This is a genomic window from Pseudomonas sp. BN515, from assembly GCF_029873155.1.
Taxonomy (GTDB): Bacteria; Pseudomonadota; Gammaproteobacteria; order Pseudomonadales; family Pseudomonadaceae; genus Metapseudomonas.
On sequence record NZ_SSOH01000092.1, the window covers coordinates 202,502 to 217,940 of the forward strand.

Here is a 15,439-nt window from a genome sequence, read left to right on the forward strand (position 1 = left end):
TCGATTGAGCCGATCAGTGCTTCCGAGATCAGCATATTTATCGCATATGAACCGGACAATAAGCTCCTCACCACTCCCCACCCACTGCATCCAGGAGCACAGCAATGACCCGCAAGATCGCACTCATCACCGGCGCCAGCCGCGGCCTCGGCAAAAGCATGGCGCAGCACCTGGCGGCCCAGGGCATCGACATCATCGGCACCTACCACAGCAAGCTGGAGGACGCCGAATCCCTCAGCCGCGAGATCATGGACCTCGGCGGTCACGCCGCCATGCTGCAGCTGGATGTGAGCAAGAGCGCCACCTTCGACGGCTTTGCCGCCAGCCTGGCGCGCCTGCTCAAGAACGAGTTCGGCCGCGACAGCTTCGACTTCCTGGTGAACAACGCCGGCATCGGCATCCACGCGAGCTTCGCCGAAACCACCGAAGAGCAGTTCGACCAACTGGTGAACGTCCAGCTCAAGGGGCCGTTCTTCCTCACCCAGAAACTGCTGCCGCTGATCGCCGATGGCGGCCGCATTCTCAACATTTCCACAGGCCTGGCCCGCTTCGCCCTGCCGGGCTATGCCGCCTACGCGGCGATGAAGGGCGGCATCGAAGTGCTGACCCGCTACCAGGCCAAGGAGCTGGGCGCGCGGGGAATTTCGGTGAACGTGCTGGCACCCGGCGCCATCGAGACCGATTTCGGTGGTGGGGTGGTGCGTGACAACTCCCAGGTCAATGCCTTCATCGCCAGCAACACCGCACTGGGGCGCGTCGGCCTGCCGGAAGACATCGGCGCCGCGGTGGCCATGTTGCTCTCCGATGCCGGTCGCTGGATCAACGGCCAGCGCGTGGAAGCGTCGGGCGGGATGTTCCTGTAACGCTGCTGGCCAGGGATGGCCGGCAAGCCCGGATGCGGCCCGGGGCGTGCCATGCGCCTTTATTCCATCAGTAGCGCGGCTTAGCACCAATCGGGCTTTACCGTGCGATGACCTGCCTTGCCCAGGCCAGCCTGGTGGCCATACTCCTTGCCTGATCCCATTTTTCCGAAGGCACGCGTCCCCCGACGGCTGGGGACCTGTGCCGCGTTAAAACAAGAAGGGCCCGCCCGCAATCGCATTTCAGCAAAGGAGGACGATTGCCATGCGCTCGATCGCGAAGATCCTCGTCGTCATTCCCGCCGAACCTGGCTCCCCGGCCCTTGAACGGGGGCTGCAACTCGCTCAGAAGCTCGGCGCTAACCTTTACCTGTTGCTTTGTGACCCGAACGATGGCTCTTCCGGGCTGCTCGATCAGTACCTGGTCGGCTTGCTGCGGGCGGGTGTGCGTGCCCGTGGCGAAGTGGCGCGGGTGGCTTTCGAACGGGCCAGCAGTCAGGTCCTGGAGGTCTGCCGGTCCCAGGAATGCGACCTGGTGATCAAGCAGCACCGTCCGTCCGGGCGGTTGAGCCAGCTATTGATGACCCCCGACGACTGGCAGCTGCTGCGGCAGGTGCCCACGCCACTGTTCCTGATCCGCAGCAGCCTGACCTGGGAAGGCGGCACCATCCTCGCCGGCATGGACGTCGAGCACCAGGACGAGGCGCACGTGGCGCTGCAAGGCAGCGTGATCGAGTACGCCAACTTCCTCTGCGACCTGTTTGAAGCCGATCTCCATGTGGTCAGCGCCTATTCCTCCACGCGTTTGCCCCAGGCCGACCCGGAGCAGACCTTTGGCCAGGTCGCCGCGCGTCATTGCCAGGAGCAATGCCGCTGGTTCATGGAGGAATACGAGCTGCCCGAGCATCGCCTGCACGTCGGCGAAGGGCCGGCCAGGGACCTGATTCCGCGGGTCGCCCACGAGTTCGAGGCGGCACTGACTGTGCTGGGCACGGTCGCCCGTCAGGGAGTGGTCGGTGCGCTGGTGGGCAATACGGTCGAAGCCGTGCTCGATCGCCTGGAAGGCGATCTGCTGGTGCTCAAGCCGAACGCTGCATCGCTGGATGACGTGGTGCCCAGCGGCCATCGCGCGGCCTGAAAGACAACGCCCTCCGTCTAGGAGGGCGTTTTCATGTTACCGGGCGTCTCAAGGATTCGGTGCATGGCTGCCGAGCAGGCCAGCGCCGGATTTCTTGCTGCGCTTGGCCATGCGTTTTTCCTGGAGGGTTTTCTGAGGCTTTTTCTTCGCCTCGCGTTTTGAATCGAGACCTTTGCTCATGGCGGTGACCTCCGCGAGAGGGTGAATGGGTCAGCGCATCCCTGCCTTGAAGCGCTCAATGGCCATTACCACCTCCTGGGCTGCACGAGCCTGTGGTTTGCGAATCCGATGCACTCAGCATAGCCCCACTGCGGCTGGTCGCACGGCCGGGCAATTCCTCGACTGCTTAACACTTCATGCGCCAGGCAGTGACAGCGCCGGGTGGTCGCCGCATCATGCAAGGTCATCGCTGGACTGAAGTAGGAACCCCATGTCCGAGCTCCTGGGATACGCCGCGCAGTCAATTACCGGTTGCGTGCGTGAACACAACGAAGATGCGCTGCTCTGCGCCCCCGAGCTGGGGCTTTGGGCTGTGGCCGACGGTATGGGTGGCCACCTGCGCGGCGAAGTGGCCAGCGCGGTGGCGGTAGCAACCCTGCGCGAGGCTGTGGCGGCCGGGCAGGGCCTCGACAGTGCCGTGCAGGCGGCCCACGAAGCGGTGATCGCGGCGGCGTCGGGTTCCGGCATGGGCACGACCCTGGTCGCGGTGAGGTTCGACGGGGCGGCATTCGACCTGGCCTGGGCCGGCGATAGCCGCGCCTATCGGGTGAGCGCTGGCGACATCGCCCGCCTGAGCCACGACCACAGCCTGGTGCAAGCACTAATAGATGCCGGCCAATTGAGCCCGAAGCAGGCGCGCCGCCATCCCCAGCGCAACGTGGTGACCCAGTGCCTCGGCCAGGAACACCAAGCCCTGGATGTCGGCCACATGCAGGGCCGGCTGGCCCCCGGCGAGCTGTTGTTGCTCTGCAGCGACGGCCTCAGCGGCGAACTGGAGGATGGACAGATCCAGACCCAGTGCGCCGGCGCCGACACCCTCGACGAGCTGGTAACGCGCTTGCTGCAGCAAGCCTGCGATGCCGGCGGTCGGGACAATATCTCCTGTATCGTCATCGGCCTCGTGTCGCCGGAAACCTCTTCGGTGGCACAAAGGTCCAATTCGTTCCTGAGCCGGTTGCTCAAATCCCGTAGACCCTGAACCCATGACCGACAATCTTCTCGATATCCCCGGCTACCTCGTGCACGGACGCCTGGGCAAGGGCGGGATGGCCGAGGTTTACCTCGCCACCCAGGAATCCCTCAACCGCAAGGTGGCGGTGAAGGTGCTGGACAGGCTGGACGACGAAGCCTTCATCGACCGCTTCTTCAGGGAAGCGCGAATGCTCGCGTCCCTGCGCCATCCGTCCATCGTCACCATCCACGACATCGACCGCCTGCCCGACGGCCGGCCCTATCTCGCCATGGAGTTCCTCTCCGGTGGCGACCTCGGCCGCTACAAAGGGCAGGTGCTGGAGCCCCTGGAGGCGCTGCGCATTGTCCGGCAGATCGCCGGAGCCCTGGCGGTGGTGCACGACAAGGGGCTGGTACACCGCGACATCAAACCGGCCAACATCCTCTTCCGCGACGATGGCACGGCGGTGCTCACTGACTTTGGCATCGCCAAGGACCTGGAACTGGACACCGAACTGACCCAGTTCAACGTCGCCGTCGGCAGCCCGGCGTACAGCAGCCCCGAACAGGCTCAGTGCCAGCCGCTGGATGCGCGCAGCGACATCTACAGCCTGGGCGTGATCCTGCTGGAGCTGCTGACCGGCGAGAACCCCTACCGTGGCGCCAACTACGCCGAAACTGTGCTCAACCACGTGCAGATGGACCCGCCGCTGCTGCGCCGCGGCCTGTCCGATTATCAGCATGTGATCGATCGCATGCTGGCCAAGGAGCCGGACGAGCGCTTCGCCGATTGCCGCGTGCTGCTGGAGAGCCTGACCGAGCTGAGCGACCTCGATCTCGACTTCACCCGCATCGCGCCGGTCGCGCTGGTGGACGGGGCGAAGCTGAAGTCGAAGGCGAAAACGGCGGCCCCGAGCCGCTTGCGTGGCCTGCTCTGGGGCTTGGCCGGCCTGATGCTGCTGGTGGCTTCCGCCGGTGGTGGCTATTACGTCGTGTTGCGGATGAAGATCGCCGACCTGCTGGAGCTGGGCGAGCAGCGCCTGGTCGAAGGCAAGCTGGTGGAGCCGGCGGCGGACAATGCCGACTTCTATTTCCACGAGGTGCTGCGCCTGGACAACGACAACGCCCAGGCTGGCGACGGCCTGCAGCGGGTGCTTGCCGCGCGCGTTGCCAATATCCTCGCGCTGGCCGAACAGCGCCTGGCCGAGGACAACCTGCTGCAGCCGGACCAGGACAACGCGGTGTTCTATTTCCAGCAGGTGCTCACCCTGGCGCCGGGGAACGAGCAGGCTCTGGCTGGGCTGGAAAGGGTGGCGCAGCGCTTCGTCGAGCACAGTGAAGCGGCATACGGCCGTCGCGAGTTCGCCCTGGCGCTGGAGTACATCGACGCTGGCCTGCAGGTGGCGCCGACGAACCCGACCCTGCTTGAGCTCCGTGCCGTCCACGAGCAGCGGGTGAAAAAGGCCACGCGTGCCACTACGACCCGGCAGGCCAGGCCGCAACAGCAGGCCAGGCAGCAGGAAGAGAGCAACCCCATCAAGAAATTCTGGAACCGCCTCTTCAATTAACTGCCAACTCCAGCAAGGTCAAAGTTGCAGGCACATGGCTATCATTGGCCTGTGCCCTGCCTCCAAGGACCCCACATGCTCAGGATTCACTTCGCCGATAACCGCCAGGCCCCGATCTGGCTAGTGGACGAACGCTTCACCATCGGCCAGGACAGCCGCAACAGCCTGGTCCTGACGGAACCGGAGATCAGCCTGTTCCACGCGGAAATCCGCCAGGACCACGGCCAGTACTACCTGAGCGATTGCGGCAGCCCCGGCGGCACCTTCGTCAATGGCGAACGCGTCGGCGCGCGCTTCCAGCTGCGTTCCGACGACCGTGTGCGCATCGGCAACCTCGAACTCCTGCTGATGGACCCGGCCAAGGCGCGGCCAAAGACCGAAGCGTCGGCGCGCTGGTTCCTGCAGGTGATCAAGGGCGAGCACGAGGGGCAGAAGTTTCACGTCACCGGCTCTATGAGTTTTGGCCGATCGGTGAAATGCGAGCTGTGCTTCAGCGACCAGGAGCTGTCGCGTCGGCACTGCGAGTTCTTCCTCAAGGACGACGTGCTGGAGGTCAAGGACCTGGCTTCGGCCAACGGTGTGTTCGTCAACCAGCAGAAGGTGAACACCGCCGTGCTCCAGCCCGGCGACCAGGTCCGCATGGGCTCGGTCACCCTGCTGGTGATCGGCCCCAAGGTGACGGCTCCCCAGGCCGTGGACGAAGACGCCACGCTGTTCATGCCTGCCGTCCAGTTACCCAAGGCGTCCGTGCCGCGTCCGGCCTCTCGTCAGCCAGTAGCCAACCCGTTGCGGGCGGCGCAGAAGAACGCCGCTCCGGTTGAAACGCCACGGCAATCGCCAAGCAAGGTGCTGATCGGCGTGTTGCTGCTGGCCGTGGCCGCAGCGGCCGCCTTCGCCGGCAAGACGATGCTATAGGGGCGAATTCATTTGAACTTGGGAAACCACGTCCTGAGGACGTGGTCATGAGTCATCGGCTCTGCCTGTGACGATTCGACTGCTTGGGCTAGCAGGATGAAGGCGATCGGGTAGGGTGCGCCGTGCGCACCGGCGGTTGGGCCTGGTGCCGAAGCGGGTCCTGAAGTCGGTGCGCACAGCGCACCCTACGGTCCAGACCGGGCGAAAGAGGTCGGCGTTGTGCTCGGTAGTGGATTCGCCCCCTTCCAGGGGGCTACCGCAAGTCCACGTTCTACGAACGTGGATGTTTACTCGGCAAGGGCCGCGCAGCGGCCCCGTAGGTTGGCGCTGAGCTTGCGAAGCCCAACGCGTCGGTCGCCTTGGCTACGGGCATCGGCGCGGATCAGGCGGTGATGCCGAACACTTCTGCCAGGTGCTCTTCATAGCGCTGAACATCGGCCGCGATGTTCGGCTGCTTCATCACATCCACGCAGAGAAAGGTGGGCAGGCCGCTCATGCCGAGGAACTGATTGGCCTTGTGGAAGGGGAAGTAGACCGCATCCACGCCCTTGGCCTCGAAGAAATCGGTGGGGTCGTCGAACGCCTGCTGCGGCGCGTTCCAGGTCAGCGACAGCATGTACTGCTTGCCCTGGATCAGGCCGCCGCTGCCGTATTTCTGCGAGGCGTCGGAGCGGGTACGGCCGTCGTTGGCGTAGAGGCTGCCGTGACCGGCGGTGAACACCTCGTCCAGGTAGCGCTTCACGGTCCAGGGAGCGCCCATCCACCAGCCCGGCATCTGGTAGATCACCACGTCGGCCCAGAGGATTTTCTGTACTTCTTCGGCCACGTCGTAGCCGCCGTCGATAAAGGTTTCCTTCACGTCGAAACCGGCGCGGTCGAAGAAGGCCAGCGCGGCCTCATGCAGGGTGGCGTTGTAGCGGCCGTCGGAGTGGGCGAACTTCTTGCCGCCGTTGAGCAACAGGACTTTTTTCATGGCAGTAGCCTCCGTAAATCGATGTGGCGGCAGACTACCGGTCGCGCCCCCGCGGAAAAATCCGCGCAGGCGCAATTGATATTTGCTCAAAAGTCATGAATTAAGGTGTGTGCCTTGCGATAGGGTTTATAAAGCTTATCACCTGCAAGGCCATCGCCATGACCCAGCCCTACGGCTTCATCCTTCATGCCCATACCCGACCCGAGAAGGCGGACGAGTTCGAGGCACTGTTCCGCGCCTATGTCGAACCCAGCCGCGCGGAAGAGGGCTGCATTGAGTACCACATGCTGCGGGATGCCCGGGACCCGAGCCTGTTCATCTTCTACGAGGTCTGGAAAAGCCGCGCCCATCTGGCTATCCACAGCGCGCTGCCGCACATGCGGCGCTTCCATGAGCAGCGCATGGAGTTTCTGCAACGGGATTTCGAGATCCGCGAGATCGAGATGCTCAGCCCGTCCTCGGCCCGCGCCTAGAGCGCGTCGCGGATCAGCCGCAGGTACTCCGGCTGTCCGCCGATGTCGTTGTGCCCCGCATCGCTAATCACCTCCCGCCGAGCCACGCCTGAGCGAAATTGGGCGAAGAGCTTTTCGCTGCTCCAGCGAGGGATCACCTCGTCATGCCCGGCGACGATCAGCAGGGTGGGAGCGGTGATGGCCGGGGCGTAGCGCCAGGACTCGTACTTGTCCTGCAGCATCCAGCGCACCGGATAGATCGGGAACTGCCGCTGGGCCAGTTCAAGCACGCTGTTATAGGGCGTAACCAGCACCAGATGCGCCACCGGACGCTGGCTGGCCAGGCGGATGGCAACGCCACTGCCCAGGCTGCGGCCGACGACTGCCACGTCGCCGTGCAGGGCATTCACCTTATCGAACAGCTCCAGGGCATCGTGCTGGATGGCCTCCTCGGTGGGCTTGCCGGTGCTGTCGCCAAAGCCCCGGTAGTGCAGCAGGTAGAGCGCGTGGTCGGGGAAGGCTTCGGCAAAATCCGGCAGGCTGCGGGACACATCCTCGGCATTGCCGCCGAAGTAGATCAGCGCCCTGGAACTGGCCAGCGGACGCACGGTGACGACGATCTGCTCATCCGTCACCGGCAGCATCAGCTGCCGGTCCGGGCCGCCAATGGCGCGCGGCTGCGGGAAGTAGATCAGTGAACGCTGGAACACCAGGAGCAGCGCGCCCACGCCGAGGTAGAGCGCAAGCGCGATCAGGACGACGCCGACCAGGCTGCGGCTCATGGCAGCCCAGCCGGCGAAGATCGCCCGATTGCCCTGAGCAAGGGCTCAGAACGCCGAACGGACCACGCCACCATCCACCCGCAGAGCCGCGCCATTGGTGGCGGAGGATGCTTCCGAGCAGACATACACCACCAGGTTGGCGACCTCCTCGGGCCTGGCGAAGCGCTTGATGAGGGAGCTGGGACGTGCGGTTTCGAAGAACTCCTTCTCGAACGTCTGGAACGACTGACCACCGGACAGCTTCTCGACGAACTCCTCCACGCCTTCGGAACTGGTCGGGCCGGGCAGCACGGAATTGACCGTCACCCCGGTGCCCGCGCAGCTCTCGGCCAGCCCGCGTGACAGGCCGAGTTGGGCGATCTTGGTGACGCCGTAGTGGATCATCTCCACCGGAATCTGCACGCCGCTTTCACTGCTGATGAACACCACCCGGCCCCAGTTCTTCGCCTTCATCTTCGGCAGGTAGGCGCGGGACAGGCGCACACCGGACATCAGGTTGATGTCGAGAAAGCGCAGCCAGTCCTCGTCCGGGATGTCCTCGAAGGGCTTGGGATCGAAGATGCCCAGGTTGTTCACCAGCACGTCCACCGCCGGGTAGCGCGCCGTCAGGGCGTCGATCTGCGCCGGGTCGGCCAGGTCGCCGGCGAAGCCTTCCACCTTGGCCCCCGGTTGCGCCGCGAGCAGCCGCGCAATGGCCTCGTCCACCGAAACCTGGGAGCGGCCGTTGACGATCACCCGCGCGCCCTCCCGCGCCAGTCCCTGCGCGATGGCGAAGCCGATGCCCTTGGTCGAACCGGAAACCAGGGCGAGTTTGTTCGAGAGTCTGAAGTCCATCGAGGGAATCTCCGCATGGGAAAAAGCGGCCAGGCATTGCCCGTTTGTTTCCGGGCGGAGACGCCTGGCACCGAATATCCACGGATTCGGTATAGACGCCCCGCGTGGATTGGCCAGGTCCCCGGGCCGAAAGCTTTCCTAAGCTGAAAGGGCATGTCCCAGCGAGGTGGTCCCATGGAACGCAAACACGGTCTCGATACCTACAAGCGCCTGAAGAAACAGCACCCGGCGTATTTCCAGGCGGTGGAAACCCTCGGCGCCGTGGTGCGCCAGGTCGGCCCCCTGGACGAGCGCAGCCTGCAGCTGATCCAGCTCGCCGCCGCTGCCGCCGTCCACTCCGAAGGCGCCGTCCACAGCCATACCCGCCGCGCCCTGGAAGCCGGCGCCACCCCCGAACAGATCCACCACGCCCTGCTGGCGCTGACCAGCACCATCGGCTTCCCAACCGTGGTCGCCGCCCTGAGCTGGGCGGGGGATGTGCTGGAGGGAGAGGATTAGGGGCTTTCAGGGCGGATTTGTGTGGGAGCGATTTCAATCGCGATGCAGGTCGAAGACCTGCCGGGATTCGCGAATGAATTCGCTCCCACAGGGCGGCCTACGGTCGAGTTCTGCGTGCGGCGGGTGGATTCGTAGGATGGGTTGAGCTCCGCGATACCCATCACACCCTACGGCGAACCCGCCACCTCGGGCTCCTGCTGCTGGAGCATCCACATCTGCGCATAGGTGCCGCCGGCTTCGAGCAATTCGCGGTGGGTGCCTTTTTCGATCACGCGGCCGGCGTCGATCACCAGGATCTGGTCGGCGTCCATCACGGTCGACAGGCGGTGGGCGATGACCAGGGTGGTGCGGCCGACCTGGATGCGGTCCAGCGCGGTCTGGATAGCCTTCTCCGACTTGGAGTCCAGCGCCGAGGTGGCCTCGTCGAAGATCAGGATGGCCGGGTTCTTCAGCAGGGCGCGGGCAATGGCCACGCGCTGCTTCTCGCCGCCGGACAACTTGAGGCCGCGCTCGCCGACTTGCGTCTCGTAGCCATCGGGCAGGCGCAGGATGAAGTCGTGGATATGGGCGGCGCGGGCGGCGGCTTCCACGTCCTCGCGGCTGGCGCCGGGACGGCCGTAGCTGATGTTGTAGTAGATGGTGTCGTTGAACAGCACCGTGTCCTGGGGAACGATGCCGATGGCGCTGCGCACCGAGCCCTGGGTCAGTTCGCGCAGGTCCTTGCCGTCGATGCGGATATGCCCGGCGTCGATGTCGTAGAAGCGGTAGAGCAGGCGGGCGAGGGTGGATTTGCCCGACCCGGAATGACCGACCACCGCCACCGTGCCGCCCGGGGGAATCTCGAAGTCCACACCGTGGAGGATTTCCCGGCGCGGGTCATAGCCGAAGTGCACGTTCTCGAAGCGCACGCGTGGGCGGCTGGTCTGCAGCGCGATGGCGCCGGGAGCATCCTGTACGTCCTGGCGTTCGTCCAGCAGGCCGAACAGGCGCTCCATGTTGGTCAGCGCCTGTTTCACCTCGCGGTACATCATCCCCAGCATGAACAGCGGCGCGGAGAGTTGCAGCAGGTAGGTGTTCACCAGCACCAGGTCGCCGATGGTCAGCTCGCCGGCCACCACGCCGGCAGCCGCGCGCCACATCATCGCGGTGACGCCGATGGCGACGATGGCGGTCTGGCCCAGGTTGAGCAGTGCCAGGGACTTGGTGGCCTTGACCCGCGCGTTTTCCAGGAAGCGCAGGTTCTCGTCGTAGCGCGCCGACTCGTGGGCCTCGTTGTTGAAGTACTTCACCGTCTCGTAGTTGAGCAGCGAATCCACGGCACGCTCGTTGGCGCGGGTGTCCGCCTCTACGGATGCGCGGTAGAAGCGGGTGCGCCATTCGGTGACGGCGAAGGTCCAGAGGCCGTAGGCCACCAGGGTGCCGAGGGTGATGAAGGCGAAGCCCCAGTCATAGGCCCATACCAGCACCGCCGTCACCAGCAGCACCTCCAGCAAGGTCGGGACGATGGTGTAGAGGGTCCAGTCCAGCAGATCGGAAATGGCGCTGCCGCCACGCTCCACATCCCGCGCTACACCGCCGGTGCGACGGCTGAGGTGGAACTTCAGGCTCAGCCCATGCAGGTGCTGGAATACCTTCAGGGTGATCTGCCGCGAAGCGCGCGCCATCACGCGGGCGAACACCACCTGGCGCAACTCGGTGAACAGGGTGACGCCGATGCGCGAAGCACCATAGGCCAGCAGCAGCGCTATTGGCAGCACCACCAGGCTGGGCTCGACGTTGAGCTGGTCGACGATCTGCTTGAGAGCGATGGGTACGTAGAGGTTGGCCAGCTTGGCCGCGACTATCAGGCCCAGGGCCAGTGCGATGCGGCCCACGTACGGCCGCAGGTACGGCAACAGGGTGGCGATCACCGCGGCATCGCCACGGGAGCCAGCCTTGCGCGCGATAGGCGCTGAGCCGTCGTTCTTGCTGTTGATCGCGTCCTGCGGCGTGGGGTTGTTGTCCAGGGCTGCCATCGCCCACCTGCCTTCTGTTACGGAGATGTGGCGACCTTACTCCAGCGACGGGCGCATCGCGACGTCTCCCGGCTGATACGGCTTATTGGTGCGGCTGATACCGGGGCGCTTCCGGGAAATCACGGTCACGCCATCGGCGGCAGGCGGCGCTTGACCGGGGTCTTCTTGACGATGGCGGTGTTGGTTTCGGCGTAGACGTTTATGCGGTCCAGCAGGGTGTCGAGCTGTTCCATCGAGCGCACGCACAGGCGGGCGATGAAGCAGTCGTCGCCGGTCACCTTGTCGCATTCGGTGAACTCCGGAATGTCCTGGATCTTGCGTTCCACCACCTGCAACTGGCCGGGCAGGGGGCGGATGCGGACGATGGCCTGGAACTGGTAGCCGAACGCCTTCGGGTCCACGTCCACCGTGTAGCCGGTGAGCACGCCGCGTTCCTCCAGCTTGCGCAGCCGTTCCGCCACGCTGGGGGAGGAGAGGCCGCTGATCTGCGCCAGCGCCTTGAGGGAGCGGCGAGAGTCTTCCATCAGTGCGGAAAGCAACAACTGGTCGATATCGTCGGTCATGGATGCCTCGTTAGGTAAACGGACGAAAGTGCCTTGATAGTAAAGGTAGATGGTTAATAAGGCCTTCGCTTTCGCATGGAGTCGCCCCGATGTGGCTCGGCATACTGTGCCCCATGCAGAGGAGCCCAATCATGGACAAATCAATTCATCGCGGTTCGTTGGAAATGGTCGCCGCCATGCTCATTTCCGGCACCATTGGCTGGTTGGTGATGCTGTCGGGACAGTCGGTGCTGGATGTGGTGTTCTGGCGCTGCCTGTTTGGCGCAGCGACCCTGCTGGTCATCTGCGCTTTCATGGGCTTCCTGCGCCCCGGCATCCTGACCCGCACCACCTTCCTTCTGGCGGTGCTCAGCGGCGTGGCCATCGTCGGCAACTGGGTACTGCTGTTCGCCTCCTATTCGCGTGCGTCCATCTCCATCGGCACGGCGATCTACAACGTCCAGCCGTTCATGCTGGTGGGTCTGGCGGCGCTGTTCCTTGGCGAGAAGATCACCGCGCAGAAGCTGGCATGGCTGGTGGTGTCCTTCGCGGGGATGTTGGCCATTGTCAGCGCCCACGGCGGGCAGGGCGAGAGCGGCGGCGACTACCTGGCGGGCATCGCCCTGGCGCTGGGAGCGGCGCTGCTTTATGCGATTGCAGCGCTGATCATCAAGCGGCTGAGCGGGGTGCCTCCGCACCTGATCGCGTTGGTCCAGGTCACCACCGGCGTGCTGTTGCTGGCGCCCATGGCCAACCTGTCGAGCCTGCCCCAGGGCAGCGACACCTGGTTGATCCTGCTGACCCTCGGGGTGATCCACACCGGCGTGATGTACGTGCTGCTCTATGGCGCGATCCAGAAACTGCCGACTGCCATGACTGGCGCGCTGTCGTTCATCTACCCGATCGCGGCGATCTTCGTCGACTGGTTCGCCTTCGGCCGACACCTCGAACTGCTGCAGTGGGTGGGCGTGGCTGCCATTCTCGTCGCGGCGCTGGGCATGCAGCAGGGCTGGGGCTTCAACCTGCGCCGGGCGGCACAGGCCCAATCGTAGGTTGGCGCCAAGCGAAGCGCGGCCCAACGATGGGTCCGATTCCCGCATCGTTGGGCTTCGCTGCGCTCAATGCAGTTCTTTCGAAACCTGGCCGAACTGGCGATCCGCCGTGCTCAGGCGCTCCAGTTCGCGGCGCACCATGTTGGCGAACGCCGAAGGCTTGAGGTGGTAGAGCTCGGTGGCAACCCAGGCCAGCCAGCGCGGGCCCATGGCCTCGCGCTGCGCCAGCAGGCGCAACGCTTCGGCCAGGGCCTGCTCGGCATGTTCCTGGTGGAACTGCCGGCGGCTCTGGGGATCAGTCGACTTGCAGGCCGACATAGACGTTCTGTACGTCGTCGTGGTTGTCCAGGGCTTCGAGGAAGGCTTCCACTTCCTCCAGCTCGGCGCCGGACAGGCTGACCGGGTTCTTCGCCTTGTAGCCCAGGTTGGCCGACTGCACGGTGAAGCCGAATTCCGGCAGGGCCTTGCACACGGCGTCCAGGTCGGTCGGGTCGGTGTAGAACAGGGTGGCGCCGTCTTCGGCGGCTTCGAAGTCCTGGGCGCCGGCTTCGATGGCGGCCAGTTCAACGTCCGCGTCGGCGCTGGCCGGCTCGGCCTCGATCATGCCCAGGTGGTCGAAGTCCCAGGACACGGAGCCGGAGGTGCCGAGCTGGCCCTTGCGGAACAGCACGCGCACTTCGGCAACGGTGCGGTTCACGTTGTCGGTCAGGCACTCGACGATCACCGGCACGCGGTGCGGTGCGAAGCCTTCATAGAGGGTGCGGTCGTAGTTGACCACTTCGCCGGAAAGGCCAGCGCCTTTCTTGATGGCGCGCTCCAGGGTGTCCTTCGGCATGGAGGCCTTCTTGGCCTGGTGCACGGCGAGGCGCAGCTTGGGGTTCATGTCCGGATCGGCGCCGTTACGTGCGGCGATCATGATCTCTTTCACCAGCTTGCCGAAGATCTTCCCTCGGGCGTTGGCGGCGGCTTCTTTAGGTTTGGCTTTCCACTGGGCGCCCATGTCGGCTCTCTCGCAGGTTCGGATTGGAGACGGGCGACGATTCTACTGGGGCGGCGGGGGAGGCTGCCAGTTGGCTCGTCGGGTTGGCGCGCGCCGGATGCGGGGCGCTTATCTGTGGGAGCGATTTCAATCGCGAATGAATTCGCTCCCACAAGGCCTAGCGATGCCGCTGATACCGGCCGATCAGTACCGCCTGGGCGAGGACGTGGCCGTCCATCGAGTGGATCAGCATCGCCTTGGTGGGACGGCGCATGTCGGGCAGCGTCTTGTCCAGGGCGAACAGCTTGTGGAAGTAGCGGTGATTGCCGATAGGTGGGCAGGGGCCGCCGTATCCCGTGCGTTGCCAGTCATTCAACCCTTGCAGGGTGCCCGGTGGCAGGGCGTTGTCCTGCACGCCTTCAGGCAGGATGCCGGCGGTGGGCGGCAGGTTGTAGAGCACCCAGTGGGTCCAGGTCATCTTTGGTGCGTCGGGGTCCGGAGCGTCCGGGTCGTCGACGATCAGCACCAGGCTGCGGGTGCCTGCTGGCGGTTCGGTCCAGATCAGCGGGGGCGAGAGGTCGCGGCCGTCGCAGGTGTGCAGGGCGGGAATCGTCTCGTTGTGGGTGAATGCGGTGGAGCCAAGTCGGAAGGTCATGGCCGTATCTCCCAGGTTGCCAGGTGGATTCAGCAGCTGACCGCAACGGCAACGGCCATTCCGCCGCCATTGCTACCTCAAAGCATAGTGAATCGCGTCTGGCGGACGGATGGGGCGGATGGGGCGAGAGGGTCTGCCTAGACTGTTCAGGCACGGCTTCCGTGCTCGCGAGGGCTCCGGCCCATCCACCTGAAGGTTCGACACGGCCATGCTGCAGGCGGTTCTTCTCGACATCAGCGGCGTCTTGCATGTGGACGACCAGCCCCTGCCGGGCGCGCTGCAAGCGGTGCGCCTGCTGCAGGCGCGGGGCGTGCCATTGCGCCTGATCACCAATACCTCGCGCCAGGGCCGGGCGGCGCTCCATCGGCAATTGACGGCGATGGGCTTTGCCGTGGACCCCGAGCAGATCTTCACCGCGCCGCGAGCCGTGCTGCGGCATGTACGGGCCCAGGGCCTGAGGCCGTATTGCCTGATCCATCCGGGGCTGGAGGAGGAGTTCGCCGACCTGCTGGACCTGCCCGATCCCAACGCGGTGGTTCTTGGCGATGCGGAGCTGCGCTTCGACTATGCCCACCTCAATCGCGCCTTCCAGTTGCTGGTCGAAGGTGCGCCGCTGATCTGCATGGGTGACAACCGCTACTTCCGCAGTCAGGGCGCCCTGCACCTGGACGCCGGCCCCTTCGTGCGGGCGCTGGAGTACGCGGCGGGAACGTCGGCGCTGGTGCTGGGCAAGCCTTCCGCCGCCTTCTTCGCCAGTGCGCTGGATGAATTGGGCACCAGCGCGGCTTCCACATTGATGATCGGCGACGATGTGATCGCCGATGTACTGGGTGCCCAACAGGCCGGGCTGCCCGCCTGCCTGGTGCGCACGGGCAAGTACCGCGCGGGCGACGAGGCACAGGCGCCGTCTGCCTGGGTAGCGGCGGATCTGGCGGAAGCGGTAAAACACTACTGCTGAGCCGGGCGCCGCATGGCGAATCCGCGCAAGGCCCGCTGTAATGGTGAT

18 protein-coding genes are annotated in these 15,439 nt (G+C 65.0%); 9 read left to right on the top strand and 9 right to left on the bottom strand.

Translation table 11 applies throughout. The features are described from left to right. Positions 1–104: 104 nt before the first annotated feature. A complete protein-coding gene (locus E8E91_RS26565; RefSeq protein WP_190832784.1) occupies positions 105–863 on the top strand; it encodes an SDR family oxidoreductase in 759 nt (252 codons plus the stop codon). Positions 864–1,125: 262 nt separating this feature from the next. Next, positions 1,126–1,998: a universal stress protein gene (locus E8E91_RS26570; RefSeq protein ID WP_280380026.1), complete on the top strand. Its 873-nt coding sequence runs from the start codon at positions 1,126–1,128 to the stop codon at positions 1,996–1,998. Between the two features lie 48 nt (positions 1,999–2,046). Here the strand turns inward: E8E91_RS26570 and E8E91_RS26575 are convergent, their stop codons facing one another. Next, a complete protein-coding gene (locus E8E91_RS26575) occupies positions 2,047–2,178 on the bottom strand; it encodes a hypothetical protein (RefSeq protein ID WP_263399190.1) in 132 nt (43 codons plus the stop codon). A 250-nt stretch (positions 2,179–2,428) separates the two neighbouring features. Between E8E91_RS26575 and E8E91_RS26580 the strand changes: the two genes are divergently transcribed. From E8E91_RS26580 to E8E91_RS26590, 3 genes are all read left to right on the top strand, one after another. Beyond that, on the top strand, positions 2,429–3,196 hold the full coding sequence (locus E8E91_RS26580; protein WP_280380028.1) for a protein phosphatase 2C domain-containing protein: 768 nt from the start codon (positions 2,429–2,431) through the stop codon (positions 3,194–3,196). Between the two features lie 4 nt (positions 3,197–3,200). Beyond that, positions 3,201–4,736 carry a serine/threonine-protein kinase gene (locus tag E8E91_RS26585; protein WP_280380029.1) on the top strand — a complete coding sequence of 512 codons (1,536 nt, stop codon included), beginning with the start codon at positions 3,201–3,203 and terminating at the stop codon, positions 4,734–4,736. Positions 4,737–4,811: 75 nt separating this feature from the next. Next, complete coding sequence (locus E8E91_RS26590) at positions 4,812–5,651, top strand: FHA domain-containing protein (RefSeq protein WP_280380031.1); 840 nt, start codon at positions 4,812–4,814, stop codon at positions 5,649–5,651. Between the two features lie 382 nt (positions 5,652–6,033). Here E8E91_RS26590 and E8E91_RS26595 read toward each other — a convergent pair whose 3' ends face one another. Beyond that, on the bottom strand, positions 6,034–6,624 hold the full coding sequence (locus E8E91_RS26595; protein ID WP_280380033.1) for an NAD(P)H-dependent oxidoreductase: 591 nt from the start codon (positions 6,622–6,624) through the stop codon (positions 6,034–6,036). Positions 6,625–6,782: 158 nt separating this feature from the next. On the opposite strand from E8E91_RS26595, the gene E8E91_RS26600 reads away from it, so the two are divergent. Next, the gene (locus E8E91_RS26600; RefSeq protein ID WP_280380034.1) at positions 6,783–7,097 is read left to right on the top strand and encodes a putative quinol monooxygenase; all 315 of its coding nucleotides are present in this window, start codon (positions 6,783–6,785) and stop codon (positions 7,095–7,097) included. On the opposite strand, the gene E8E91_RS26605 is transcribed toward E8E91_RS26600, so the two are convergent. Together E8E91_RS26605 and E8E91_RS26610 are read right to left on the bottom strand one after the other, a co-directional pair. Then, on the bottom strand, positions 7,094–7,858 hold the full coding sequence (locus E8E91_RS26605; RefSeq protein ID WP_280380036.1) for an alpha/beta fold hydrolase: 765 nt from the start codon (positions 7,856–7,858) through the stop codon (positions 7,094–7,096). The genes E8E91_RS26600 and E8E91_RS26605 overlap by 4 nt on opposite strands. 45 nt (positions 7,859–7,903) lie before the next feature. Next, positions 7,904–8,692 carry an SDR family oxidoreductase gene (locus tag E8E91_RS26610; protein WP_280380037.1) on the bottom strand — a complete coding sequence of 263 codons (789 nt, stop codon included), beginning with the start codon at positions 8,690–8,692 and terminating at the stop codon, positions 7,904–7,906. 174 nt (positions 8,693–8,866) lie between these two features. On the opposite strand from E8E91_RS26610, the gene E8E91_RS26615 reads away from it, so the two are divergent. Continuing rightward, positions 8,867–9,190, top strand: a complete 324-nt coding sequence (locus E8E91_RS26615) for a carboxymuconolactone decarboxylase family protein (protein WP_280380039.1) — start codon at positions 8,867–8,869, stop codon at positions 9,188–9,190. Positions 9,191–9,357: 167 nt separating this feature from the next. On the opposite strand, the gene E8E91_RS26620 is transcribed toward E8E91_RS26615, so the two are convergent. Together E8E91_RS26620 and E8E91_RS26625 are read right to left on the bottom strand one after the other, a co-directional pair. Further along, positions 9,358–11,205 carry an ABC transporter ATP-binding protein/permease gene (locus E8E91_RS26620; RefSeq protein WP_280380040.1) on the bottom strand — a complete coding sequence of 616 codons (1,848 nt, stop codon included), beginning with the start codon at positions 11,203–11,205 and terminating at the stop codon, positions 9,358–9,360. 125 nt (positions 11,206–11,330) lie between these two features. Beyond that, positions 11,331–11,768, bottom strand: a complete 438-nt coding sequence (locus E8E91_RS26625) for an Lrp/AsnC family transcriptional regulator (RefSeq protein ID WP_280380042.1) — start codon at positions 11,766–11,768, stop codon at positions 11,331–11,333. 131 nt (positions 11,769–11,899) lie between these two features. On the opposite strand from E8E91_RS26625, the gene E8E91_RS26630 reads away from it, so the two are divergent. Then, positions 11,900–12,799, top strand: coding sequence for a DMT family transporter (locus E8E91_RS26630; RefSeq protein WP_280380043.1), 900 nt, complete (start codon positions 11,900–11,902; stop codon positions 12,797–12,799). Positions 12,800–12,865: 66 nt separating this feature from the next. On the opposite strand, the gene E8E91_RS26635 is transcribed toward E8E91_RS26630, so the two are convergent. The 3 genes from E8E91_RS26635 to E8E91_RS26645 form a co-directional block, all read right to left on the bottom strand. Further along, complete coding sequence (locus tag E8E91_RS26635; protein WP_280380045.1) at positions 12,866–13,117, bottom strand: hypothetical protein; 252 nt, start codon at positions 13,115–13,117, stop codon at positions 12,866–12,868. Continuing rightward, on the bottom strand, positions 13,095–13,799 hold the full coding sequence (locus E8E91_RS26640; RefSeq protein WP_151132535.1) for a YebC/PmpR family DNA-binding transcriptional regulator: 705 nt from the start codon (positions 13,797–13,799) through the stop codon (positions 13,095–13,097). Before E8E91_RS26640 ends, E8E91_RS26635 begins: the two co-directional genes overlap by 23 nt. A 157-nt stretch (positions 13,800–13,956) precedes the next feature. Further along, a complete protein-coding gene (locus tag E8E91_RS26645; RefSeq protein WP_280380047.1) occupies positions 13,957–14,433 on the bottom strand; it encodes a YbhB/YbcL family Raf kinase inhibitor-like protein in 477 nt (158 codons plus the stop codon). A gap of 208 nt (positions 14,434–14,641) precedes the next feature. On the opposite strand from E8E91_RS26645, the gene E8E91_RS26650 reads away from it, so the two are divergent. Beyond that, a complete protein-coding gene (locus E8E91_RS26650; RefSeq protein ID WP_280380049.1) occupies positions 14,642–15,391 on the top strand; it encodes a TIGR01458 family HAD-type hydrolase in 750 nt (249 codons plus the stop codon). The last annotated feature ends 48 nt before the right edge of the window (positions 15,392–15,439 follow it).